The 24,982-nt window shown below is 29.7% G+C and carries 20 protein-coding genes and 2 pseudogenes; 17 read left to right on the forward strand and 5 right to left on the reverse strand.

Annotated elements, in window-relative coordinates:
* The first annotated feature begins 89 nt into the window (after positions 1–89).
* The 5 genes and pseudogenes from adhE to HGI79_RS23250 all read left to right on the forward strand — a co-directional run bounded on the left by adhE (position 90) and on the right by HGI79_RS23250 (position 7,367).
* Positions 90–2,684, forward strand: a complete 2,595-nt coding sequence (gene adhE / locus HGI79_RS11845) for a bifunctional acetaldehyde-CoA/alcohol dehydrogenase (protein ID WP_185650894.1) — start codon at positions 90–92, stop codon at positions 2,682–2,684.
* Positions 2,685–3,117: 433 nt separating this feature from the next.
* On the forward strand, positions 3,118–5,253 hold the full coding sequence (locus HGI79_RS11850) for a sodium-translocating pyrophosphatase (protein ID WP_185650895.1): 2,136 nt from the start codon (positions 3,118–3,120) through the stop codon (positions 5,251–5,253).
* Positions 5,254–5,438: 185 nt separating this feature from the next.
* Entirely contained in the window at positions 5,439–5,858 is a 420-nt protein-coding gene (locus HGI79_RS11855; RefSeq protein ID WP_185650896.1) for a hypothetical protein, read from the forward strand.
* Positions 5,843–6,259 (forward strand): annotated as a pseudogene (locus HGI79_RS11860) (DNA mismatch repair protein); the annotation flags it as partial. The gene HGI79_RS11855 and the pseudogene HGI79_RS11860, both read left to right, overlap by 16 nt.
* A gap of 145 nt (positions 6,260–6,404) precedes the next feature.
* Positions 6,405–7,367 (forward strand): methyl-accepting chemotaxis protein, encoded by a 963-nt coding sequence (locus HGI79_RS23250; protein WP_185650898.1) that lies wholly within the window; start codon positions 6,405–6,407, stop codon positions 7,365–7,367.
* A 380-nt stretch (positions 7,368–7,747) separates the two neighbouring features.
* Here the strand turns inward: HGI79_RS23250 and HGI79_RS11870 are convergent, their stop codons facing one another.
* A complete protein-coding gene (locus HGI79_RS11870; RefSeq protein WP_185650899.1) occupies positions 7,748–8,623 on the reverse strand; it encodes an SDR family oxidoreductase in 876 nt (291 codons plus the stop codon).
* Positions 8,624–9,128: 505 nt separating this feature from the next.
* On the opposite strand from HGI79_RS11870, the gene HGI79_RS11875 reads away from it, so the two are divergent.
* From HGI79_RS11875 to ppaX, 6 genes are all read left to right on the forward strand, one after another.
* A complete protein-coding gene (locus HGI79_RS11875; RefSeq protein WP_207725769.1) occupies positions 9,129–9,869 on the forward strand; it encodes an ABC transporter ATP-binding protein in 741 nt (246 codons plus the stop codon).
* 13 nt (positions 9,870–9,882) lie between these two features.
* Positions 9,883–11,058, forward strand: coding sequence for an ABC transporter permease (locus HGI79_RS11880; RefSeq protein WP_185650900.1), 1,176 nt, complete (start codon positions 9,883–9,885; stop codon positions 11,056–11,058).
* Positions 11,059–11,152: 94 nt separating this feature from the next.
* Positions 11,153–11,833, forward strand: coding sequence for a response regulator transcription factor (locus HGI79_RS11885; RefSeq protein ID WP_185650901.1), 681 nt, complete (start codon positions 11,153–11,155; stop codon positions 11,831–11,833).
* Complete coding sequence (locus HGI79_RS11890) at positions 11,830–13,344, forward strand: HAMP domain-containing sensor histidine kinase (protein ID WP_185650902.1); 1,515 nt, start codon at positions 11,830–11,832, stop codon at positions 13,342–13,344. Before HGI79_RS11885 ends, HGI79_RS11890 begins: the two co-directional genes overlap by 4 nt.
* A 133-nt stretch (positions 13,345–13,477) precedes the next feature.
* Positions 13,478–15,358, forward strand: a complete 1,881-nt coding sequence (locus HGI79_RS11895) for an LTA synthase family protein (protein ID WP_185650903.1) — start codon at positions 13,478–13,480, stop codon at positions 15,356–15,358.
* Between the two features lie 183 nt (positions 15,359–15,541).
* Complete coding sequence (gene ppaX, locus HGI79_RS11900; protein ID WP_185650904.1) at positions 15,542–16,201, forward strand: pyrophosphatase PpaX; 660 nt, start codon at positions 15,542–15,544, stop codon at positions 16,199–16,201.
* A gap of 61 nt (positions 16,202–16,262) precedes the next feature.
* Here ppaX and HGI79_RS11905 read toward each other — a convergent pair whose 3' ends face one another.
* A complete protein-coding gene (locus tag HGI79_RS11905; RefSeq protein WP_185650905.1) occupies positions 16,263–16,544 on the reverse strand; it encodes a DUF503 domain-containing protein in 282 nt (93 codons plus the stop codon).
* A gap of 180 nt (positions 16,545–16,724) precedes the next feature.
* Here HGI79_RS11905 and HGI79_RS11910 point away from each other — a divergent pair, with 180 nt between their 5' ends.
* Both HGI79_RS11910 and HGI79_RS11915 read left to right on the forward strand, forming a co-directional pair.
* Positions 16,725–17,363, forward strand: a complete 639-nt coding sequence (locus HGI79_RS11910) for a hypothetical protein (protein WP_185650906.1) — start codon at positions 16,725–16,727, stop codon at positions 17,361–17,363.
* Between the two features lie 11 nt (positions 17,364–17,374).
* Positions 17,375–18,565 (forward strand): aminotransferase class I/II-fold pyridoxal phosphate-dependent enzyme, encoded by a 1,191-nt coding sequence (locus tag HGI79_RS11915; protein WP_241428198.1) that lies wholly within the window; start codon positions 17,375–17,377, stop codon positions 18,563–18,565.
* A gap of 142 nt (positions 18,566–18,707) precedes the next feature.
* On the opposite strand, the gene HGI79_RS11920 is transcribed toward HGI79_RS11915, so the two are convergent.
* Together HGI79_RS11920 and HGI79_RS11925 are read right to left on the reverse strand one after the other, a co-directional pair.
* Positions 18,708–19,682 (reverse strand): anti-sigma factor domain-containing protein, encoded by a 975-nt coding sequence (locus tag HGI79_RS11920; RefSeq protein WP_185650907.1) that lies wholly within the window; start codon positions 19,680–19,682, stop codon positions 18,708–18,710.
* Positions 19,672–20,358 (reverse strand): sigma factor, encoded by a 687-nt coding sequence (locus HGI79_RS11925; RefSeq protein WP_185650908.1) that lies wholly within the window; start codon positions 20,356–20,358, stop codon positions 19,672–19,674. Before HGI79_RS11925 ends, HGI79_RS11920 begins: the two co-directional genes overlap by 11 nt.
* 333 nt (positions 20,359–20,691) lie before the next feature.
* Between HGI79_RS11925 and HGI79_RS11930 the strand changes: the two are divergent.
* Positions 20,692–21,011 (forward strand): annotated as a pseudogene (locus HGI79_RS11930) (amino acid permease); the annotation flags it as partial.
* Here HGI79_RS11930 and HGI79_RS11935 read toward each other — a convergent pair.
* Positions 21,004–21,876: a fumarylacetoacetate hydrolase family protein gene (locus HGI79_RS11935; protein ID WP_185650909.1), complete on the reverse strand. Its 873-nt coding sequence runs from the start codon at positions 21,874–21,876 to the stop codon at positions 21,004–21,006. The pseudogene HGI79_RS11930 and the gene HGI79_RS11935 overlap by 8 nt on opposite strands.
* Before the next feature lie 219 nt (positions 21,877–22,095).
* On the opposite strand from HGI79_RS11935, the gene HGI79_RS11940 reads away from it, so the two are divergent.
* From HGI79_RS11940 to HGI79_RS11950, 3 genes are all read left to right on the forward strand, one after another.
* Entirely contained in the window at positions 22,096–22,359 is a 264-nt protein-coding gene (locus tag HGI79_RS11940) for a hypothetical protein (RefSeq protein WP_185650910.1), read from the forward strand.
* A 400-nt stretch (positions 22,360–22,759) separates the two neighbouring features.
* Positions 22,760–23,806, forward strand: coding sequence for an HD-GYP domain-containing protein (locus tag HGI79_RS11945; RefSeq protein ID WP_185650911.1), 1,047 nt, complete (start codon positions 22,760–22,762; stop codon positions 23,804–23,806).
* Between the two features lie 267 nt (positions 23,807–24,073).
* Positions 24,074–24,925 (forward strand): DegV family protein, encoded by an 852-nt coding sequence (locus tag HGI79_RS11950; protein ID WP_185650912.1) that lies wholly within the window; start codon positions 24,074–24,076, stop codon positions 24,923–24,925.
* The last annotated feature ends 57 nt before the right edge of the window (positions 24,926–24,982 follow it).

Here is a 24,982-nt window from a genome sequence, read left to right on the forward strand (position 1 = left end):
ATTATTAGGTAATTAAGTAATTAAAATTACTCAATTAAGGGATACTATATATGATTATAAAAAATTTAGAATTAAAGAGGTGTAATTTTATGAAGGTAACTAATACTGAAGAATTGATGCAGAAAATTCAGGAGGTTAGAGAGGCTCAGAGGATATTTTCTACATATACTCAAGAACAGGTAGATGAAATCTTTAGACAAGGGGCTATGGCTGCTAATGATGCTAGAATAGTTCTTGCTCAAATGGCTGTTGAAGAAACAGGCATGGGTATAGTTGAAGATAAAGTTATAAAAAATCACTTTGCTTCGGAGTATATATATAATAAATATAAAGAAAATAAAACCTGCGGTATCATAGAAAGGGATGAGTCCTTTGGAATTATGAAAGTTGCAGAACCTATAGGTGTAGTAGCAGCTATTGTTCCAACTACTAATCCTACATCTACGGCTATATTTAAAACACTAATTTCTCTCAAAACAAGAAACGGAATTATATTCTCTCCACATCCAAGAGCAAAACGTTCAACTAATATGGCAGCTAAGATAATTTTAGAAGCAGCAGTTAAAGCAGGTGCTCCTAAGGGAATCATAGGATGGATAGATGAGCCAAGTGTTGAACTTTCACAAATGCTTATGAAAGAAGCTGATATAATACTTGCTACTGGTGGTCCGGCCATGGTTAGGGCAGCATATTCCTCAGGTAAGCCAGCTATAGGTGTTGGAGCGGGTAATACACCAGTTATAATAGACGAAACTGCTCACATTAAAATGTCTGTTAGCTCAATACTATTATCTAAAACCTTTGATAACGGAGTAATTTGTGCTTCTGAGCAAACAGTTCTCGTAATGGATCAGGTGTATGATGAAGTAAGAAAAGAATTTGAAGAAAGAGGTGCATATTTCCTTAAAGGTGACGAACTAGATAAAGTTAGAAAGATAATATTAGTTAACAATGTATTAAATGCCAATATAGTTGGTCAATCTCCACAAAAGATAGCTGAAATGGCTGGTATAACAGTGCCAGAAGATACTAAAGTTATTATAGGTGAAGTTGAATCTGTAGAATTAGAAGAGCCTTTTTCTCATGAAAAGCTATCCACAATTCTTGGCATGTATAGAGTAAATACTTTCGAGGAGGCTCTTAAGAAAGCTGAAAGACTAGTAGAGTTAGGTGGATTTGGTCATACATCTGTATTATATACTGATGAAATGAAGTCTAGGGAAAGAGTAGAAAAATTTGGAGCTACTATGAAAACTGCTAGAACTATTGTAAATATGCCTTCTTCTCAAGGTGCTATAGGAGATATATATAATTTCAAACTTGCTCCATCTCTAACTCTTGGATGTGGTTCATGGGGTGGAAACTCTATATCAGAAAACGTTGGTCCTAAACACCTATTGAACATAAAAAGAGTGGCAGAAAGGAGAGAGAATATGCTTTGGTTTAGAGTTCCAGAGAAAATATACTTTAAGTATGGTAGTACAGGTGTTGCATTAAAAGAATTAAGAGATATGGGAAAAAAGAGAGCTTTCATAGTTACAGATAGAATTTTAGTTCAATTAGGATTCGTTGATAAAGTAACCTCTGTATTAGGAGAAATGGGTATTGATTTTAAAATATTTTCAGATGTAGAACCTGACCCAACTCTTGCAACTGCAAGAGCAGGAGTAGCAGATATGAACAACTTTAAACCAGATGTTATTATAGCTGTTGGTGGAGGATCTCCAATGGATGCAGCAAAAATTATGTGGGTATTATATGAGCATCCAGGTATAAAATTTGAAGACTTAGCTATGAGATTTATGGATATACGAAAGAGGGTATATACTTTCCCTAAAATGGGGGAAAAGGCTGTAATGGTTTCTATACCAACTTCTGCTGGAACAGGTTCTGAGGTTACACCCTTTGCTGTTATTACAGATGAGAAAGTAGGAATGAAATATCCATTAGCAGACTATGAGCTTACTCCGAATGTGGCTATAGTAGATGCAGAATTAATGATGAATATGCCAAAGGGTTTAACTGCTGCTTCAGGTATAGACGCCTTAACTCATGCCATTGAAGCTTTTGTATCAGTACTTGCTTCAGAATTCACTAATGGATTAGCATTAGAAGCCATAAGACTTATATTTAAATATCTACCACAAGCCTATGAACAAGGACCTAACAATAGAAAAGCTAGAGAAAAGATGGCACATGCATCAACTATGGCAGGTATGGCTTTTGCCAATGCTTTCTTAGGAGTATGTCATTCAATGGCACATAAATTAGGTTCTAGACATCATGTACCTCATGGCGTTGCTAATGGAATACTTATAAACGAAGTTATTAAATTTAATGCAGTTGAAAATCCAAGGAAGCAAACAGCTTTTCCGCAATATAAATATCCAAATGCTAGGTGGAGATATTCTAGAATAGCGGATTATTTAAATCTTGGTGGTAATACAGAAGAGGAAAAAATTCAACTTTTAATAGCAGCCATTGATAAATTAAAAGATAGAGTAAATATACCAAAAACAATTAGTGAAGCTGGAGTTCCTAAAGATAAATTTTATGATACTCTAGATAGAATGTCTGAAGAAGCTTTCGATGATCAGTGTACTGGTGCGAATCCAAGGTATCCTTTAATTAGTGAGATAAAGCAAATGTATATAAATGTTTTTGAAGGAACTACTTCAAAGTAGGTTTTTATAGAATTTCAACTCGGGAACTTGACTTAAACCACGGGATGTGTTACCAGTTCTTCAGCACTGGCAACACATCCCTATGTATAAGTCAAATTTCCAGGTTGTTTATCTATATAAAATACTTTTAGTATTTGTAAAATAAAGGAGTTAGTATTGAGAATTAAATTAGTTTCAATGCTAAATCCTATTTTTGTATCAATTTATTGTAAGGTTTTATATAAATCTTTCATGGATTCTTATTTTTAAGGCAACCCTATACATAAGAACAGAAAAATATTTTTATAACGTTAACTTATATAAATAATATAGCTTTATAAAAGTATATGCAAACTCATAATAGTATGTCACATTATCAATTATTTACTAATATTATAATCATGAGGAAATATTAACACTAGCTAACAGTTATAAATATAAGGAGTTGTTGGTAATGACAGCATATTTTATGACTATTTATGGTTCGGTTCTAATCTCAATAATTTCAATAGTATATCTTATTCGTTATATATTCAAGCAGGATAACGGAACTAAGGATATGCAAGATATTTCCAAAGCTATAAAAGAAGGTGCTATGGCTTTTTTGAGAAGACAGTATAGAACTATAATTTTTTTAGCTGTTGTTGTCTTATTAATTATTGTTTGTACAAACTTTTTTGGGAACTTATACAGGGGCACAGATACTGCTTTTGAAACAGCCCTGCATACAGGTGTTGCATTTGTTGTAGGTGCGCTTTGCTCCGCTTTATCAGGTTATATAGGAATGTACATTTCGGTTAATTCCAATATAAAAACAGCAGCAGCATCTTTTAAAGGATTAAATAAGGCTTTACAGGTTTCTTTAAAAGGTGGAGCAGTTACAGGATTAGCAGTTACTGCTTTATCATTATTTGGTGTTTCTACACTTTTTTTAATATATGGAGGTATGAATGGGAGTACAGAACTAATAAAAGAAGCTCCTGCGAGTATAATAGGTTTTGGATTCGGTGCATCTTTTGTAGCTCTTTTTGCACAATTAGGTGGTGGAATTTACACAAAAGCAGCAGATGTTGGAGCAGATCTTGTTGGTAAAGTTGAAGCTGGAATACCTGAAGATGATCCGAGAAATCCAGCGGTTATTGCAGATCTTGTAGGGGATAACGTGGGAGATTGTGCTGGTAGAGGAGCTGATCTGTTTGAATCTACAGCTGCAGAAAATATAGGTGCCATGATACTAGGAGTTGGGTTATACCCTATATTTGGATGGAAGGGTATATTATTTCCTCTAGTAGCTCGTGCATTAGGTATAGTAGCATCAATAATAGGTATATTTTGTGTAAAGGTAAAAAATTATAACGATGATCCAATGAAATCTCTCATAAAAGGATATTTTGTTACTACTATCGTGGTTTTATTATTATTTGCATTTACTATAAAATTCATGCTCAGCGGAAAACTACCTAATGGTGAAAGTGTTAAATGGTGGTTGCTTTATGGTTGTGCCGTATCAGGTATAGTTTTAGGATATATTTTTGTATGGATAACAAATTATTATACATCATCAAATTATAGACCAGTAAAGGAAATATCAAAGTCTTGTGAAACAGGCCCAGCCACCAATATAATAACAGGAGTATCTATAGGAATGGAGTCAACAGCACTTCCAGTTTTATTTATATCTTTGGCAATCTATATATCATATAATTTAGGAAACAATGCACTACATTATATTTCAAATGCAGGTCTTTATGGAACCGCTATAGCTACAATGGCAATGCTATCTACCTGTACTTTTATACTAGCTATGGATGCTTTTGGACCTATAACAGACAATGCAGGTGGAATTATTGAAATGGCAGGGGCTCCTGAAGAAGTTAGAGTTATTACGGACAGGTTAGATGCTTGTGGAAATACAACTAAAGCACTAACTAAGGGATATGCAGTAGGTTCAGCAGCACTTGCCACATTTTTACTATTTTCTGCATATTTAGATGAGGTAAAGAGAGTGCTTGGAAAACCAGTAGATTCATGGTTTAGTGTAGATATAGGCAAGCCAGAAGTATTCATAGGTGCATTTATTGGAGTTATGCTTGTTTATTTATTTTGTTCTACATCCATAAGGGCAGTAGGAAGAGCAGCTCAGTATGTAATATTAGAAGTAAGAAGACAATTTAATGAGATTCCAGGTATAATGGAAGGTAAGGCTAAACCTAACTATGCATCCTGCGTTGATATAGTTACAAAAGGTGCTTTAAAAGAGATGGTTTTACCAGGAGTATTAGTTGTGATAGCTCCAATACTTGTAGGAGTGTTACTAGGCAAAGAGTCTGCAGCAGCATTTTTATTAGTAGGTACAATGACAGGTGTTGTTCTTGCACTATTTTTAAATAATAGTGGGGGTGCTTGGGATAACGCTAAAAAATTTATAGAATTAGGAAACTATGGTGGCAAAAAATCTGAAGCACACAAAGCAGGTGTAGTAGGCGATACTATAGGCGATCCCTTTAAAGACACCGCAGGGCCGTCTCTTCATGTGCTTATTAAGCTAATAAGTACAATTACTCTAGTTTTTGTAGTATTATTTAGATAGATTCTTTGAAAACGTTTAAAAATATAACCAGTGGCTAGAAGATTATTAATAAACTTGTAACTCTAAATAGATACCCTCAACTTAAATTTAAGTTATGGGTATCTATAATATGCTTGCAAAGTGGAAAGTTATGTAATAGACTTTAAATACATTTTAAATTATATAATTACAAGGAGATCAAAATAATGAAAAATATAGAAGATATATATAGAACAAGGAAGCTTCGTTATGACAGATTGGCTAAAAAACAAAAGGAGACTATAAATATTATAAGTGCTCTAAGACTTATAATATTTATAGCGGGATTAGGTTTTACAGCTTCTGTATATACACGGAAGCATTATTATATTAGTGCTGCTTTATTTGTATTTTTTTTAATATTGTTTACATTTACCATAATAAAACATAGAAGGCTTAAAGAGAATATGAAATATTCCATGGCTGTGTCTAAAATAAATTCTAACTGTATTGAAAGAAAATTAGGTAGGTGGAGGGAATTTTTAGACGATAGATCGGAGTTTAAAGATGAAGGACATAGATATTCCGGTGATTTAGATATATTTGGAAAAGGGTTTCTTTTTCAGTATATATATATACCTGTATGAGAGTTAGCGATAATCTTGAAAAAAATATATCTTCTTTCTATGCTGAAATTTTAAGAATTAAAAATATAGTTGATGCTTCAAAAAATGGAGAAAAATTATTTTTTTTATTAGATGAAATATTTAAAGGAACAAACTCTATTGACAGGCATATAGGAGCTAAAACTTTAATAAATAATCTTAGTATAAGAGACACATTGGGTATGATTTCAACACATGATTTAGAATTAGGGGATTTAGAGCTAGAGAGTAAAGGTAAAGTTAAGAACTATCACTTTAGGGAGTATTACAAAAATAATAAAATATCCTTTGACTACAAGCTAAAATCAGGAATTTCTACTACTAGGAATGCTGTATATTTAATGAAATTGGCAGGAATAGCGATTGAAAGTGATAATATATGAAAAATTTTACTTATAGTTCTAACAAAATTAACTTAAATATATTATAATAAGATTATATATTGTATATTGATATTTTATAAACTTATTATGAAAGTATACTAACTATAATTAGGAAAGAGTTATAGCATAGAAAGGACGATGCGTAATGATAAATTTTTTAAAATCAAAGAAAGAAAATACACTTAAGAATGAATATACTCAAGAGTTAGAAACAAAAGACATTGTTAATGAAGGTCTAGATAGTGAAACTATAGAGTTTCTTAAAAAAATGCATACAAAAATTGATGATGTACTTAGACAACATAATATAGTTAACAGTGATCATGATATTTTAGCAAGCTTAACGAAAGATATAAAACAACAAATGGGTGTAGTATCTGATTTAACTTCAAGTACTAGTAAGTCTACAGATACTTTGTATGATGAAGGAGCTAAACTACTTAATATCACTGAAGAAACTGTGTCAAAGTCAACAAAGGGAAAAGAAGAAATTGAATCTATGATGGAAATAATAACATCATTGGAAAAGGAAATTAATGGTACATATAGTAGTGTTAATAAGTTGGCTGAAAGATTTAACGAAATAAATGAAATAGTACAACTAATTAGTGGAATTGCTAACCAAACGAATTTGCTAGCATTAAACGCTGCTATTGAAGCTGCTCGTGCTGGAGAAAGTGGTAAAGGATTTGCAGTAGTTGCAGACGAGGTAAGAAAGCTAGCAGAAGTAACAGGCAAAAGTACTAAAAATATTGTAGATCTAATTCAAAGCATTAATTTAGAAACAAAAAATGTAATATCTAATGCTGAAAAAAGTACAGAAGTTATATCTGTAGGAATTAATGTGTCTAGAGGAGCTATAGGAAAAATAGAAGATGCTCTTTCATCTTTTAAGGAAGTTGAAGGTGGGGTTAAAAAGGTAATAGATGTACTTTCTAATCAAAAGGAAGATGTGTCTAAAATATTGGTCAACATAAACAACATAGATGGAATTCTTACAGATACCGGCAACAAGATAACAGGACATATAGAGTCAGCTGATATTGTGGACAAAGAGTTAGATAAAAGTCTTACTGAGTTATCTTCATATGTTAACAAAATAAGCTAAAATTCCATTTTAAAATTCTAAATATATAACTATGCCCGAAATTTAACTTATACGACCGGATATATTACTATGTTTTGTCACGTTAAATATTTTTAATTAGTCTAAAGCTCAAATTTAAGCAGAGAGCCAAAATCTGTGATTTTGTGCGAATCGCTTACTCCTCTGGCGAAAGGAAGAGGAGTTTCATTATAAATTTATAAGAACTTTGATAAACTCGTTCCTCAAACATATCTAAAGTTCTAAGGTTTTTCTCAAATTTTTGCTAAGACTAATAAAAAAATATTTAAATGTGACTTCAACATTAGTAATATATCCCTACGTATAAATTAAATTTAAGCTGTGGGTATCTATATAGGGTTCGATGGAAAAACTACATTTATTTAACCACCGATAAATGCTCCGCCATTAACATGTATAGTTTCTCCTGTAATATAAGATGCATCAGGAGATGCAAGCAATACATATGCTGATGCAAGCTCTACTGGTTGACCAGGTCTTCCCATAGGAGTATTTGATCCAAATTTTCCTACCTTTTCTTCATCGAAGGAAGCTGGTATGAGCGGAGTCCAAATTGGACCAGGTGCAACAGCATTTACTCTTATATTTCTACTTGCCAATGATAGTGCTAGTGAACGGGTAAAGGTTGTTATAGAACCTTTGGTAGCAGAGTAGTCCAAAAGGGTTTCATTTCCTGCATAGGCTGTTACTGAAGAGGTATTTATTATACTACATCCAGGTTTAAAATGAGGCATGACTGCTCTAGTCATATAGAACATACTAAAAATATTAGTCTTAAATGTTTTTTCCAACTGCTCATCAGTTATATCTTCTATACTATTCTGAGGATATTGCACTGCTGCATTGTTAACCAATATATCAACTTTACTAAATTGGTCTATGGTTTTTTGCACAGATGTATTGCAAAAGTTACTATCTGCTACATCGCCAGGTATAAGTAAACATTTTCTACCTATATTTTCTATAATTTTTTTTGTCTCCTCTGCATCTTCATGTTCATCATAATAAATTATAGCTAAATTAGCGCCTTCCTTTGCGTAAGCTACTGCAACGGCTCTTCCAATTCCACTGTCACCACCAGTAATTATTGCAACCTTGTCTTTTAATTTATCTGATCCTATATATGAAGGCTCCTGAAACACTGGTCTAGGATTCATTTGAAGTTCTATACCTGGCTGCTTATTTTGCTTTTGTTTAGGTATAGATTTAGGGAAATTTAAATAAAATTCATTATTCATGATAATTAAATACCTTCCTCTCTGTAATTTAAGCATATATAGATCTGGAACTTTTAAATTTAATTTATTCCGCCTATCACATTACTAGCTTATGCCACTGATAAATAGTTTAAGAAAGTCTAAGCCTCAAATTAGCAGCAAAGCTAAGTACTTTGATAAACTCGCTTACGCTCAAACAGTATCAAAGTACTAAGCTTTCCTACTAATTTGAGACTAAGACTTTCTAATAAACTATTTATAGGTGGCACAATCTAGTAATTGTGCTAGGCTGCATAAATTAAATTTAAAAGTTCCGTACCAATATAAGCCTTTTAGTTATCAACATTAGTATAGGTATTTATTTGTATTATAATTCATATTCGCATTTATAATATTAAAAGTATTATTCATATTTTGTTAACAATTTTGCCATGTAAGTGTCACAGCCTAAAAGTATTATTTATATTAGTATTGTTTGTAATTTTAAAGGATAAAGGTATGAAATATAATGTAAGGAGGATTTCTAATGTCAGAAAAATCCATACTCAAGGATATTATTCATATGAAGAATATAAATAAAGTATATAAAATGGGAGACAGTGTTTTTACAGCCCTTAGCGATGTAAATTTAAGTATAAGGTCAGGAGAATTTGTTGCTATTGTGGGTCCTTCAGGAGCCGGTAAATCAACACTAATGAATATTATAGGATGCCTTGACATGCCTAGCAGCGGCGAGTATGTTCTTGGAGGAGTTAACACTAAGTGTAGTGATAATAAACTAGCTGAAATACGAAACAGCAAAATAGGCTTTATATTTCAAAATTACAATTTGCTTTCTAAGCTAAATGTTTTAGATAATGTAGAACTACCTTTAATATATCTAGGGGAAAATTCCAAAACCACAAGAGAAAAAGCATTAAAAGCATTAGAGAGGGTAGGCTTGAGTGCACATATTAAGCATAAGCCAGCAGAGCTATCAGGTGGACAAAAACAAAGGGTTGCCATTGCACGTGCGTTAGTAACAACTCCTGAAATAATTTTAGCCGACGAGCCTACAGGCGCTTTAGATAGTAAAACAGGAAAAGAAGTTTTAGCCATGCTAAAAGATTTAAATGATGAAGGTAATACCATAGTTTTAATAACCCATGATAATGATATAGCAGCGGAAGCAAAAAGAATAATAACAGTTAAGGATGGAAAAATTGTTTCAGACAAAATAAACTCTAAAAATTTTGCAAATGACTTTATAGCAACTACAGTAAATTAAATGAGGTGAAATCATGAGATTTAATAGACTACTAAAAATGGCTGTGGCTTCTGTTTGCAGCAATAAAATGCGTTCTTTTTTAACTATGTTAGGGATAATTATCGGTATCTCCTCTGTTATAGTTCTAGTTGGCATGGGAGAAGGAACAAAGCAACAGGTAGCATCTAATATAGAGCAGTTAGGAACTAACTTGATAACAGTAAATATAATGGGTAATAGAAATAAAGCTGTTACCAATAAGGAAATTGATGATTTGAAGTCAAAACCAGGTATAAAGGATATTGCTCCTATGCTTTCAGCAAATAATATTAACATCAAAGGAGGAGACAATACCTCTACCACAGATATTGTAGCTACAACTCCAAATTACACTGAGATAAGAAAGGTTAGCGTATCTGCTGGAAGATTTATAAATCAGAGAGATGTGGATAACAGATACAAAGTTGCAGTTTTAGGAGTAAATGTTGCAAATACACTATATAAAACTACAGATGTTGTGGGAAGTACTATAAATATAAGTGGTGTAGATTTTTCTATAGTTGGAGTTCTTCAACAACAAGGTGGAGTAGGGGCAGGTACATCTAACGATGATCAAATAATACTACCTCTTAGTACCGCACAAAGGTTACTCAAAGATACTAATATAAGGACTTTTTATGTGGAAGGTACTAGTAAGGACAAAATTGATGAAGCTATGGGGTATCTTCAATTATTTTTAAATAAAAAGTTTAATAATGATACTAAAAGCTACAGGATATCTAGTCAGACAAGCTTACTTGATACAGCAAATCAAACTAATGATAGTATGACTACTATGTTAAGTGGAGTTGCAGCTATATCTTTAGTAGTTGGTGGTATAGGGATTATGAATATTATGCTTGTTTCAGTTATGGAAAGGACTAGAGAGATTGGCATTAGAAAAGCCATTGGTGCTAAAAGAAAGACCATATTAATGCAATTTTTAATTGAAGCTACTTGTATTAGTGGATTAGGAGGAATAATTGGTGTACTAGCAGGTTATGCTGCCGCTTATGGAATTAAAAACATATTTAAGATGTCAATTGTTATATCTAATAATGTGGTAATAGCATCTTTTATATTTTCAGTTCTTTTAGGTATAATATTTGGTATATATCCTGCAAGTAAAGCTTCAAAATTGAATCCAATTGATGCATTGAGATTTGAATAAATAAAAAGGTGCTGTACATAATTTGATTGCAAGCACCTTTTTCCTATATAATTATATGGTATAATTTTACGTAAAAGAATTTGAGAGGTTAACTATGAATAAAACAATACTTATAGTAGATGATGAAGAGAGAATGAGAGTGCTTATAGAAGCATATTTGAAAAAAGACGGGTTTATAGTTTTTAATGCAGAAAATGGTGAAGAAGCATTAAAAATCTTTAAAAATAATATTATTCATTTTGTGGTATTAGATGTAATGATGCCAATTATGGATGGGTGGCGTACTTGTAGAGAGTTAAGAAAAATTTCTAATATTCCTATACTTATGCTTACTGCAAAAGCTGAAGATGAAGATCAGCTTTTGGGTTTTGAGCTTGGCATAGACAGTTATGTTACTAAACCCTTTAGTCCAAAAGTGTTAGTGGCTAAAATTAAAGCCGTATTAAAAAGAGCTTATGCTGAGGAAGCATCAAAAAATGAAGATTTAAGTTATGATGGACTAAATGTAAATGAGCAGTTCCATCAGGTAAAAATAAATGATGAAGAAATTTATTTGTCTCCAAAGGAATTTGAACTTTTATGTTATTTTATAAAAAATAAAGATATAGTTCTTAGTAGAGAAAAAATATTAGATAGTGTTTGGGGACTAGATTATTATGGAGATTTAAGAACCGTAGATACACATATTAAAAGATTAAGAGAAAAATTAGGGGAAAAAGCTAATTTAATAACTACAGTAAGAGGTATAGGGTATAAATTTGAGGTGAAGAAATGAATCTAAGCAAGTTAAATATAAGTAAAATAAAGAAAAGCATAACTTTAAAATTATTTATAGTTACAGCTCTAGTATTTATTATATTTATAAGCAGCACCCTGATTATACAATCTTTGTTTTTTGGCAGGTTTTATATGGAAAAAAAGAGGCATGACCTGCAGCAAGGAATAGAAAAATTTAAAATAACCTATAATAAAACAGGAAATGATGAAAAAGTTTTAGACCTAATTAGAGAATTTGAAGACAGCAGTAATGCAAAGATAGTAATTCTTGATAACAGTGGAAAGTTAAAATTTATTACTAAAGCTTACGGCGAAAAAGTGGATTCTGCTAGGATTAGAATAATAAATGATGTAATAAGAAAATGGACAATAAACTCAGATGTTTTGCTGCAAATGAAAAAAGATAATAAGTCAGTAACAATTATAACAGGAAGAAAAGATGATCCATTTAAAAATATTGTCAGTGCTACACCAAATATAAACACGGGAGAGGTTATTTTTGCATTATCTTCACTACAACCTGTAAGTGAGGCATCTTCAGTTATAAAAGAATTTTATTTTTACTTCTATATTGGAGCGGTAGTTTTAATAATAATATTATCTCTAGTTTACTCAAATATGGTATCAAAACCATTGTTAACTTTAAATCAAGCTGCTTCGAAAATGGCTTCATTAGACTTTTCAAGTAAATGTAATATACAAAGAGAAGATGAAATAGGACATCTTGCTGATACTTTAAATTTTCTATCAGAAAATTTAAGTAATTCACTGACCTCTTTAAAAAATGCTAATATAAAATTAGAGGAAGATATCGAAAAAGAAAGAAAATTAGAAAAAGCTAGGAAAGAATTTGTAGCCGCTGTTTCTCACGAGCTTAAAACGCCTATAAGCTTAATTGGAGGATATGCCGAAGGGTTGAGGGATGATATATTTGATGCTGAAGAGAAAAATTATTATACTGATGTAATAATAGATGAAAGTAATAAAATGGCAAATTTGGTTGCTGATATGTTGGATTTATCCCAATTGGAATCTGGAAATTTTAAGCTAACTAAGGAAGATTTTTATATAGATGAACTGCTTAAATGCACATTAAAAAAGTTTTATACTATAATAGGTGAGAAAGATATAACAATTGAAATGAATTTAACAGAAAATATTAAAGTTAAAGCTGATTGGCATAGATTGGAACAAGTGATTACTAATTTTGTTACCAATGCTATTAGGCATACTAACCCCAAGGGGCTAATAAAAGTTGGTATAGAGGATAAGAAAGAAAAAGCTCTTATTTTTATAGAAAATTCAGGAAGTCAAATTCCCAAAGAAGAAATAAATAAAATATGGGATAACTTCTACAAGATAGATAAATCAAGAAACAGAAAATTTGGTGGAACAGGGTTAGGTCTTGCTATAGTTAAGAATATTTTAGACTTGCACAAAAGTGAATATGGAGTAATAAATACAGATTTGGGTGTTAAATTTTATTTTATTATTGATAAATTAAATTAAAATAAATCATCAATAATTTATACAAAGCAGACTAACTCTGCTTTTTTATTTACAAATTATTAATAGTATTGACATTATAGTGTCACTATTACATTATAACATAGATATATAAACTTTCATGAGAGGTGATGAGATGAATGTCAAAAGTATGAGGAATAATAAATTTATTGCCTTAGTATTAAATAACATTGATATATTGATATTTTCAATAATATTATTTATAAAAATTATGTGTTATGCAAATGAGATATCACCAGAATATCTGTATGTAAAAGTTGCAAAGCCCATAGTTGCTTCTATATTAATCTTAGTAAGTTTTTCTGTACTTTTTAGAGAAAAAAAGAGAATAAGTTTTCTTTACACTATGGATATAATTATTACTATAATATTGGTATCAGACATTATGTATTATAGATATTTTAAGGATGTTATAACTGTATCTGCATTAAAAAATGCTAAACTGTTAGGAGGCGTATCTTCTAGTATAGGTAGTCTCCTTAGCTTTAAAGATATGCTATACCTACTTGATATAGTTATTTTATTTCCTGTTGTTAAATACATTAAAAGGAATACTTTAGTAAGAAAAAAATCTAGAGTAAGAAAGTTTTGTATTTTTATTATACTGGTACTTATAGGCGTTAGTTTAGATATAAATTATGTTTATACAGTATCAAAAGAACAACCTACGCTTTTGAGTGCTATGAGCAATAGAATATACCTAACTAAGATGATTGGAAATTTAAATTTCCATGCAATAGATGCCTATAATTATGTTAGCACTAAAATAAAAAACTCAAAAAGCTTATCTGTTGATGAAGAAGACAAAATTAAATCATTCCTTAAAATCAATAATGAGCAAAAAGGGTCGTACTTACAAGGAGAAGGAGTAGGTAAAAATTTAATAGTTATTCAGGTTGAAGCTTTGCAACAGTTTGTTATTAATAAAAAAATAAATGGTGAAGAAATAACACCAAATCTAAATAAATGGTTAAATAAAAGTCTGTACTTTGATAACTACTTTTATCAAGTAGCTGGGGGAAATACCTCTGATGCAGAGTTTATGTCAAATAATTCTCTTTATCCAGCTGAATCAGGTGCTGCTTATTATACCTACAGTGGAAATTACTATAACTCCCTAGCAAAACAGTTAAAGGATAAAGGATACTACACAGCAGCTCTCCATGGTTATAATGAAGGTTTTTGGAATAGAAATGTTATGTATAAAGCTGAAAGTTTTGATGATTTTTATGGACAGCGTAGTTTTAATATTGATGAAGAGGTTGGGTTAGGTTTAAGTGATAAATCTTTTTTAAATCAATCTATAGATAAATTAAAATCTTTTAAAGAGCCATATTACTCATTTGCTATTACTCTAAGTAGCCATTTTCCTTATGATTATGTAAAAGGTTATGGAGATTTCGATGTTGGAGAATATGAGGGAACTCTCCTGGGAAACTACTTAAAAGGAATTCATTATACAGATGAACAGTTAGGTATGTTTTTAGATAAACTAGATAAGGAAGGTATAACTGAAAATTCTATCATAGCCCTATATGGTGACCATTTTGCTATTCCGAAAGATAACATTGAAGATTTATACAAATTTGAAAATGTCACCAATGTAGATGATCTTAAGTGGTTTCAATATCAAAAGGTTCCTTTGATTATTCACTTCCCTGAAGATGAATATAAAGGGATAAATCATATATATTCTGGTCAGATGGATTTATATCCTACTTTAGCTAATTTATTTAATCTACCTAATGACTATATGTTCGGAAAGGATATGCTTAATTCTCACCAAGGCAAAGTAATATTTAGAAACGGTTCATTTACAGATGGAAATGTTTTTTATGTATCATGGACCAATACATATTATGATATAAAATCTGGCAAGGTTATACCGGAAACAGATGAACTTAAAAATATTAAGGAACAATATAGTAATGAACTAAAATATTCCGATGAAATACTAAATCACAACATGTTAAAGCTTTTTCATAATAATAAATAAAGTAAAACTTGAATCAAGTGGGAGTATTAGAGCGGGCAGTTATCTGATAAAGTTCAGCTGTATTATAAACTTATAATCTTGTTGTATAAAGCAGCATATGTTATTATATAAAAATAAATATTACTATATTTGTTGTAAGCGAATGTAATAAAGCTTAACTTTATTACTGATAGGAGGAACCTTATGATTAAAGCTATATTATTTGATTTAGATGGGACACTAATTAATACTAACGAACTTATTATCGAAAGTTTCAATCATACTTTTAAAAAATTATTTAATAAGGATGTTCCTAGGAATGAAATTGTAAAAACCTTCGGAGAACCACTTAGAGATGCTATGGCTAGCTATAATGAAGAAAAAGCAGATTTAATGGTAAGTGTTTTTAGGGAATATAATGAAGCTAATCATGATAACAAGGCTACTATATTTAGGGGAGTAAGAGAAGGTCTTGAGGGTTTAAAGGGTCTCGGAATAAAACTAGGAGTTGTAACGTCAAAAAGGGGAAACCTAGCAAGAAGGGGGCTTAACTTAATAGGCATATATGATTATATGGACGTTATTGTGACTCCAGAAGATACAAAGCAGCATAAGCCTTTAGCAGAACCAGCATTGAAGGCTTGTGAGTTACTTAATGTTTTACCACAAGAAACTATCATGGTTGGAGATAGTCATAATGATATTTTATGTGGAAAAAATGCAAAATGTTATACTTGTCTAGTTAACTATACAGCATTATCATTAAAAGAGCTTATGAGGTATAATCCAGATTATACTATTGATAGCATTGAAGAATTAGTTGATATATGCGGAAATTTTGATGAAAATAAAAAAGCAATATAAATCTATATATGAAATAAATCCTGTATAAATCTAAAAAAGATTTATACAGGATTTATTTCTCTTAAAGTAATTCCGTTTCTACATTTTGTAGTTCAGCTTCTGTAGTTTCTTCTATAAATCGAACTACATTCTGTATTATGTTATCCGCATGTTTTTTATCTGTAGTTACGCAGGCAATTCCTATAACTATAGACTGATGTAAATCTTGATTTTCAATTTCTGCGATAGAAACATTATATCTGTGTTGAACTTTGTTAACAATGCTTTTAACAATTCTTCTTTTTTCTTTCAAGGAATGAACCCAATTTGCAAATAGATGTATTTTTGAGGTTCCAATAATCAATTTTATCACTCCTTCAGTAATATTATATGCACATCTAAAAAATAGTATAAAATAGTTTTGAGAGGAAAAAATAATACACGTTATGCATAATTTAGAAGTTCCAGATTTATAGTTAGTGTAGTCTTAAAGTTTTATTTAACTATTAAATATTATATTTAAACTGTAAGCTGAGGTGATTGAATGATTAATGCATTCTCAAATTTTCCAGAGTATATTATTACATCCATAATTTCCTCCATTTCCATAGTAATAGGAGCTGTAATAGGAGGTATATTTAGTTGGATAGTAACTAAAAAATCTACAGATAAAACTATAGAAGTGCAAAATAAGATAGTAGAGGATAATAGGAGATATTCAGAAAGTATAAGAGTTAAAAAAAGCCGTGAGTGTGCTAATATTATAAGATTAGATATATGTACTGCTTTATTTATCTGTATACGAACCTTAAAGACTTTTGTTAACAAGGAAAATGTAGACATATATCCAATTCCAATGGATAAAAACTATTCAAGTGGTGTTGCATATCTAAAAGCAGATTTTAAATTAAAGGAACTGAGCTATATATATCAATTGTATGGTATTATAGAAAAATTAAATAAAGATGCTACTAACATTAATTACTTTGATAAAAAATCCTTTGATATAGTAAAAACCGATATAGAACTATTCTTAAAAAAGGTTTACGATAAAAACTTTATTAAAATATTAAATGTAAATATAGATGAAATAGGATATGAGGAATTATATGATAACGAGCTAGCTAAAACAGGTTATCGTAAAGTTTTAAAAAAACTAGATACTATATGCATCAATGAATAATATAATATATTATGAAACAAATAATAGAAGGTGAATATATGGGACATAGGTTCTTATCCAAAAAGTATTGGAATATGGAAAACCCATTAGGTGATACAGCAGATGCTGAGATTTGTAGAGCTGATATACTGAATTTGAGTTTAGGAGATCCAGATTTGACTACTCATGATATTATAATAAATTCTGCATTTGAGGATGCTAAAAAAGGATATACTCATTATACAAATCCTGAAGGATATAGTGACTATATAGATGAAGTTATTAAATATTATAATGATGAATATAATATATGTATTAAAAAGGATGAAGTTATGGCAGTTGCAGGTGGTTGCCATGGTATATTTTTAACCTTACAATGTATACTTGATGATAGAGATGAAGTAATTATACCAAATCCATCTTTTCCTATGTATAAGAATCAGGTGGCTCTTGGAAGGGGGACTGCCGTATTTCTTGAAACTACAGAAAAAGAAAATTTTAATATTAATATAGATAAATTAAATAGTATAATATCAAATAAAACTAAGGCTATTATAATTAATACGCCTAATAACCCTACTGGGCTTTGTTATAATGAGGAAAATATACGTAAGATTATTGCGTTAGCTATAGATAAAGATATTATGATAATAACAGACGAGGTATATGATGCCTTTAGCTTTGAAAAGCCTTTTAAACCATTACTTACATTTGAAGAGGCAAAAGATAGAATAATAACTGTTGGAAGTTTTTCTAAGGATTTTGCTATGACGGGGTGGCGTATAGGCTATGTAGTTGCACCTAATTATATAGTTAACTGTATGAAGAATTTAAATGAAAGTATATGTTTTTCAGCCAGTTCTATTTCGCAGAGAGCAGGTATTTATGCATTACGTCATAGAAAAGACATCCAAGGAGATATAATAGATGAGTATAAAAATAGAGTGCTCTATTCTTACTATAGACTAAAGAAAATTAAAGGAATTTACGTATTAAAGCCTCAAGGAGCTATTTATCTATTTATAAATATAAAGAATACAGGATTAAGCTCTGTAGACTTTGCTAAAAAATTGTTAAATGAAAAACAAGTACAAGTTATACCTGGAAGTATTTTTGGCAGTGGAGGAGAAGGATATATAAGAATAGCTTGCACATTACCTATAGACAAACTGAAAATAGCTTTTGACAGAATTCAGGAGTTTGCTGAGAGAAAAATTAAATAATGACCAATTAGAAACACTATAATACTCATTAAAAGTAGGTGAATTTTATAGTGTTTCTTTTTAATTATGAAAAGTTATCTGTAAATGCCCTAGTATAATATCTTTTAAAGCAAATTATTTAAATGAGTTTTGGATATATATTTTATTTCTTATTAGACGTATCTTTTTTATCATTCTTCTTTTCTAATTCAGACTGATCTTTTGTGTTACTATCTTTATCCTGATTATTTTTATCCTCATTATCCTTAGTGTTATCATACTTATCTTGAGAATCTTTTTCATTAACTTGATTATTATTTTTATTTGTTTGTTCATTATCACTAGTTTTCTTATGAGTATTGATATTATTATAGTTATCCTTAGTTTTATCAATAGCTTTTGTTTCACGGTTTTCATTATATTTATTGTTAGAGTTATTAGAATGATTATTTGTTTTATCTTCCTTATCTGAAGCATCTCTAGCGGGAGTTTTAGACGAGTTTACTCCATCTTTATAATCATTATTATTTATAGTTTTACCATCTTTACTTAAATCTTTCTTAAAAATTGTAACACCGTTATTAAGTACATTTACACTTATATTTTCATTGGACAATATGCTTTCAAGTTTTACTGTATCAATTTCTTTACCGGTTATATTTATTGTGACAACTTTACCAGTGCTAACATAGTTATCATCTATAAACTTATCTAATTTAGCCTGATTTAAAACAATAGATATTGCATCGTTTACCTTTTTATTTTTCAACCATATTTCACCTAAAAGTTTCTTCCCATCTTCATTTAAAGGTTTTATATAAATAATCCTATTCCATATATTGGCTTTAACCTCTAATGCAGGGTTTATAGTAATAACTATACTAGAAACTGGTTTATAGTATGAGTAGAAGCCACCTCCAACTAATAATACTAAAAACATTATACTAGCAGCAACTAAAGACTTAAGAGAACTAGTATTAAAAAAAATATTATTATTAATTATACCTGAATATTCTTCCCCTATGCAGGGTATAGGTTTGCTTTTATTAATTTTTACTTTAACAAATTCTCCATCATGAGTAAACATATATACAGTGTTTTTGTTAATTTCCATAACCATTCCTTTTTTAGAGTCCATTGTTATCACCCACTTTTATATTTAAATAAGATTTTAAGTAAACATAGTTTTCATTGGAAAGAATTAAAACTAAAACAATTATATATCTTCTCCATTTTTCTATAAACTTCCTATTTAAATTAGTGAGAACACAAATTTGTTTAGTAGGAAGCATTTTATATTTGCGAATATAATCTACTATTGAACTCTCCTTACATATAGCAAAAGCTAGATTTAAAAGCTTGTCTTTTGTATCCTTATGACTAGGACAGGAGTTTGCCAGTACTTCAAAAGAAAGATTATACTCTTTTAGTTCCTTGGAAAAAAACTTAATTTCCTCACCTCTTCTCAAATTTTCTTGTTCCATCTCATATCTATTCATTGAATTTTTAGAATCGATATATTCCAAGTCGTTATCTTCAGAACTAAAAGTTAGATATGGATTATTAGAACTTTTTCTAAAGTAATCTATAAGAGAATTTTTTATTAAAACTTTAGCGTAGTTAAAAAAGTTGCCTTTATCTTCCTTATATGTGTCACAAGCGTTATTAAAAGCAATTAAAGCGATGCTTAGTTCGTCGTCATTTTCCCAACGGAGAATTTTTTTACAAATTTTACTAGCAGCTGCATATATAAACTTTTTATTATCTTGTATAAAGGCGTCTTTATTATCAAATAAATTGTCCTTTAACTTCATAGAACCACCTCACAATATAATACGAATACATTAGTAATTTTAAGTGGGTATATAATTATAAGAGATTAAATTTTCAAAAATTCATATGAATATTGTTTTAAATTTACTTATTAATGATATACTAAAAATTATTTCTAGGGTACCCTTATTAAATTGGAATAAAATAAATAAATATGAATATGAGGAAAAGTTTAGGAATAACTATGGAGAAAGAAGAAAAAAATTAAAAGTAACTAATATTAAAAAACAGCATAATAATAGTAAAATCAAGCGGAGAGAAATCTCTAAAAAGTACTAGGATCATTTGAGTTAACCATGCTTGGAATTGGGGATATAATAATTGCATGCATAACAGGATTGCTTTTGGTAGGGGTTAAGCAAAATGTTAATGTTAAAAATATAATAGTTGCTATTAAAGTAATAGTGGTGCTTTTGTTTATAGTTCTTGGATTAGTCATGTTAAATTGACAAATTGGGTTCCATTTATGCCTTATGGATTTGATGGAGTTTTATCTGGAGCATCTGTAATATTTTTCGCTTATATAGGATTTGCTGCAGTTTCAACTGCAGCAGAAGAAGTTGAAAATCCACAAAAAGATTTACCAAGAGGAATTATAGGCTCTTTATTAATTTGTACAATTTTATTTATAATACAGTATTTTTTAAGGTTCCTATATTTTCAATAAAACATTCTATTTCATCATTTGGCTTTAAATATCTAGGAGGATTAAATCCCATTCCCACTCCAGCAGGAGTACCTGTTGCAATTATATCGCCAGGTTTTAAGGTTATACCCTTTGAAAACTCACTTATTATACGAGGAATATCAAAAATAAATTCACTGGTATTTGAGTTTTGTCTAAGTTCTCCGTTTACAAAGGATTTAACATGGAGTTTTAGTGGAAGACTAAATTCATCTTTAGAAACTATGCAAGGTCCCATAGGACAAGTTCCATCAAAACTTTTTCCTTTAAACCACTGAACATGTTTCCTTTGAAAATCTCTTACAGAAACATCATTTAGAATAGTATATCCAAATATGTATTCTTCTACTTTATCTTCTGGTATATTTTTTCCTTCCTTACCTATTACAATAGCTAATTCAACTTCGTAGTCTAGTGAATTTGTTAAGTTTTCATGTGAAGGTATAATACCGCCATGACCAATACATCTATCAACAAGCTTTGAAAAGTAAATAGGAAATTTAGGGATGTCATGTTCGCTATCAATAGCTTTTGCTACTTCTTTAATGTGTTCTTTATAGTTTTTTCCTAAGCAAATGATGCCTCTCGGTGGATTAGGAATAGGAGATTCTAAAACTACATCTTTTAGAGGAATAGTTTTTTCATCTTCTAATGCCAAAGATATTTTTCTAATTATACTATGATCAAAATCATTAATAAGTTTTATCATAGTATAGTTGGGTAAAATGTTCTCTAATGAGACTATTGAAGTTTTATCATTTGATAGCACACCCAATAGTTCTTTATTATTTAATTTGAAAGTTACTAAACGCATAACAGTTTCCTCTCCTTTTTATACAACATCTAATACTTATCTAACTACTGATATGTTAATTATATCATGAAAATAAAATATATGTAACTTATCTGAAGTTAACACTTTATTAATACAATTTTAAGTAATAATTAATACCATTTTATAAAATATGTGATATAATTGAAACATAATAATATAATTTAACTATAGGATTATTGAAAGAAAAGAGGGAAAACTATGGAATATATAAATAGAAACTTTTCAACAGCTTTAAGGTTAATACTTTTCGTAGTAGCTGCACTTATATTTGTTAAAGTGCTTCCTTTGTTGGTTGTTGCTATATTAGGGATTTGGATATTTAATAGCGGAAGAAAATATTTTAAGAAACATAAAAAAGAGAAAAACATTTATAAACAACAAGTCTATAAAGAGAAAAGCAGCTATAATAACAATAATTTTTCTAATGGTAAAATTATTGATGTAGAATATGAAGAAGTGTAAAATTAGATTATGTGCAAATACAATATATAGAAATCTTTGTGTAATTACTTAGAAAATATTTATTACAATTTAAGTACAAGCTAAAAATAGTGTAAAAATGAACATAGAGTTTCAGAGGGGAGTTATATAGTAGTCTAGTGTCACTATTAGGTTACTATATACATTCATTTTCTGAAACTCTTATTTATTTATATTAGATGTTAATATGTAGTAGATATTTTTTTATATATGCTAAATTTTGAGTTTGGAACTTAGCATATCCCGGGGTGTAGATGAAGTTCTGAACTTGGAGCACTATACTTGTGATAAAGTTAAACAATTATATTACGACAATATTTATATATTATTAATAATGACTTATTAAATAACAGTCGCTTGAATAATGAAAGGAAGTGGTTTTATGCGATATGTGCCTACCCTTTGTTTAAATGAGGGTATGAAGCTTGGTAAAAATATTTATTCTAGCGATGGAGTAGTACTTTTAGCTAGTGATGTAATACTTACTAAGGAGTATATAGATAGTCTTGTAAAGTTGGGAATAAATGGCGTATACATAGAAGATACTATATCTCATGATATACAAATAAAAAGTGTTATATCAGATGAATTACGAATTCATGCAGTAAAATCTGTTAAAGAAATATATAATAATTATGAGAATGCAACTAATGTGTTAACTACGGTTGAATACATTGCTAAAAATATTATATTGGAAATTCTTCAAAATAAAAATGTAATGATAAATATGATTGATATTAAGACCTTCGATGATTTAATCTATAGTCACTCAGTTAACGTTGCTGTTTTATCATCGGTTATGGGTATTGCTATGCATTTAGATTCCGTAACTATTGAAAAGCTAACTATATCTGCTCTGCTCCACGATATTGGAAAGGTATTTATACCTAAGAATATAATAGATAATCAAGAAAATTTAACTGAAACTGATATGGATTTATATAAAAGTCATGTAAATAAAGGATATAAATATATAAAACAATACTATAATATACCTGTAACAAGTTATGTTGGTATATTGCAGCATCATGAAAGGTTTGATGGAAAAGGTTACCCTGATGGTAAAAAAGGAGAGGAAATATCCCGTTTTGGAAGAATAATAAGCATTTGCGATGCTTATGACAATATGGTTACAGAAAAGCCTAATAAAAAAGCATATATACCATCTGAAGCTATCGAATATATAATGGGAAATAACGGACAAATTTTTGATCCTAAGCTTGTAAAAATTTTTCTTAGACGAATAGCCCCTTATCCTTTAGGAGCTATAGTACTGCTGAGTAATGGTAAACGAGCAATAGTAGTGGATAACAATGAACAGTGCACAATTAGACCAAAAGTAAGAAACTTAGAAAATGATAAAATATACGACTTATCTTATGATTGGAATTTAAGAAATATAACTATTGTTGGTGTTGAAAATAATTAATGCAAAGGATATGGTTTCAACATATCCTTTTGTTAATTTTAAATTAATAAATATAGAAAAAATGCTAATAATATAAATTATAGTTGAAAATGTAAAAAAGTACTACATATCTATTAATTAATAGATGTACGTATTGATAATCAAATAAATAATGATATAATAATATGTGTTAATAACCTATTTATTTAAATACGTTATAATTAAAATATTCATATTATTACTTTTGTTTTTAGTAATGATTGTATAGATTTTATAGGAGGATAAGTATTGGATAAGATTGCCTTGATAACGGATACAACTAGTGATATTCCTGATGAGTTACTAGAAAAATATAATATTAAATTGTTATGCTTTAGAATTATATATAAGAATAAAGAATATAAAGATAGATTTGAAATAACACCTGAAGAGGTTTATGAAAATTTTAAAAACGAAATTCCAACTTCATCCTTGCCATCTATGAATGACATGGAAAACTTATTTAAATCACTAGAAGAAGAAGGATATACTCACGCTATTGCCATTGTGCTATCAACGGGACTTTCAGGTATATATAATGGTTTACGAATAGTTGCTGAAAATCACCCTAAAATAAGTACGTTTATTTACGACTCGAAATCTATTTCAGCAGGAGAGGGTATTTTAGTAGAAGAATGTGCAAAACTTATAGAAAAAGGAAAATGCTTTGATGATATAGTAAAAGCAGTTCCACTTATAAGAAAGAGAATCAATTTATTTTTTGTTGTTGGAACCTTAGAATATTTAAAAAGAGGTGGAAGAATAGGGAAAGTATCTGGTACTATTGCTGAACTTTTAAATATAAAACCAATTGTATCAATTGATATTAATGATGGTAAATATTACACTTATGATAAGGTTAGAGGCAGGAAACAATCTCTCAACAGATTGATACATATAGCACATAAAATTTTAAGTGATAAAAAATGTAGGCTTTATACTATGCATGGATATGCTATAGAGGAATCAAAGAAAGTATTTGATGAAGTTTCTAAACACCATAATATAACAACATCAGTATTTGGGGGATGCATAAGCCCTGTAGCAGGTGTACATAGTGGTCCAGGATTAATAGGTTTAGTATTATTTGAGGAAGAGTAGAATATAAGAGATACTTCGTGTATTTAAAGCAGTTTACAGTGACTTATAAAATCAAAG

The organism is Clostridium sp. DJ247 (genome assembly GCF_014231265.1).

What these genes read in the sequence shown, in the direction of transcription:
- HGI79_RS11920 (WP_185650907.1), bottom strand. Translation starts at nt 19,682, where the DNA reads ATGGACTCTAAAAAAGGAATGGTTATGGAAATTAACAAAAACACTGTA.
- adhE (WP_185650894.1), top strand. Translation starts at nt 90, where the DNA reads ATGAAGGTAACTAATACTGAAGAATTGATGCAGAAAATTCAGGAGGTT.
- HGI79_RS11885 (WP_185650901.1), top strand. Translation starts at nt 11,153, where the DNA reads ATGAATAAAACAATACTTATAGTAGATGATGAAGAGAGAATGAGAGTG.
- HGI79_RS11855 (WP_185650896.1), top strand. Translation starts at nt 5,439, where the DNA reads ATGAAAAATATAGAAGATATATATAGAACAAGGAAGCTTCGTTATGAC.
- HGI79_RS11890 (WP_185650902.1), top strand. Translation starts at nt 11,830, where the DNA reads ATGAATCTAAGCAAGTTAAATATAAGTAAAATAAAGAAAAGCATAACT.
- HGI79_RS11910 (WP_185650906.1), top strand. Translation starts at nt 16,725, where the DNA reads ATGATTAATGCATTCTCAAATTTTCCAGAGTATATTATTACATCCATA.
- HGI79_RS11915 (WP_241428198.1), top strand. Translation starts at nt 17,375, where the DNA reads ATGAAACAAATAATAGAAGGTGAATATATGGGACATAGGTTCTTATCC.
- HGI79_RS11935 (WP_185650909.1), bottom strand. Translation starts at nt 21,876, where the DNA reads ATGCGTTTAGTAACTTTCAAATTAAATAATAAAGAACTATTGGGTGTG.
- HGI79_RS11880 (WP_185650900.1), top strand. Translation starts at nt 9,883, where the DNA reads ATGAGATTTAATAGACTACTAAAAATGGCTGTGGCTTCTGTTTGCAGC.
- HGI79_RS11875 (WP_207725769.1), top strand. Translation starts at nt 9,129, where the DNA reads ATGTCAGAAAAATCCATACTCAAGGATATTATTCATATGAAGAATATA.
- HGI79_RS11870 (WP_185650899.1), bottom strand. Translation starts at nt 8,623, where the DNA reads ATGAATAATGAATTTTATTTAAATTTCCCTAAATCTATACCTAAACAA.
- HGI79_RS23250 (WP_185650898.1), top strand. Translation starts at nt 6,405, where the DNA reads ATGATAAATTTTTTAAAATCAAAGAAAGAAAATACACTTAAGAATGAA.
- HGI79_RS11940 (WP_185650910.1), top strand. Translation starts at nt 22,096, where the DNA reads ATGGAATATATAAATAGAAACTTTTCAACAGCTTTAAGGTTAATACTT.
- HGI79_RS11925 (WP_185650908.1), bottom strand. Translation starts at nt 20,358, where the DNA reads ATGAAGTTAAAGGACAATTTATTTGATAATAAAGACGCCTTTATACAA.
- HGI79_RS11895 (WP_185650903.1), top strand. Translation starts at nt 13,478, where the DNA reads ATGAATGTCAAAAGTATGAGGAATAATAAATTTATTGCCTTAGTATTA.
- HGI79_RS11945 (WP_185650911.1), top strand. Translation starts at nt 22,760, where the DNA reads ATGCGATATGTGCCTACCCTTTGTTTAAATGAGGGTATGAAGCTTGGT.
- HGI79_RS11850 (WP_185650895.1), top strand. Translation starts at nt 3,118, where the DNA reads ATGACAGCATATTTTATGACTATTTATGGTTCGGTTCTAATCTCAATA.
- ppaX (WP_185650904.1), top strand. Translation starts at nt 15,542, where the DNA reads ATGATTAAAGCTATATTATTTGATTTAGATGGGACACTAATTAATACT.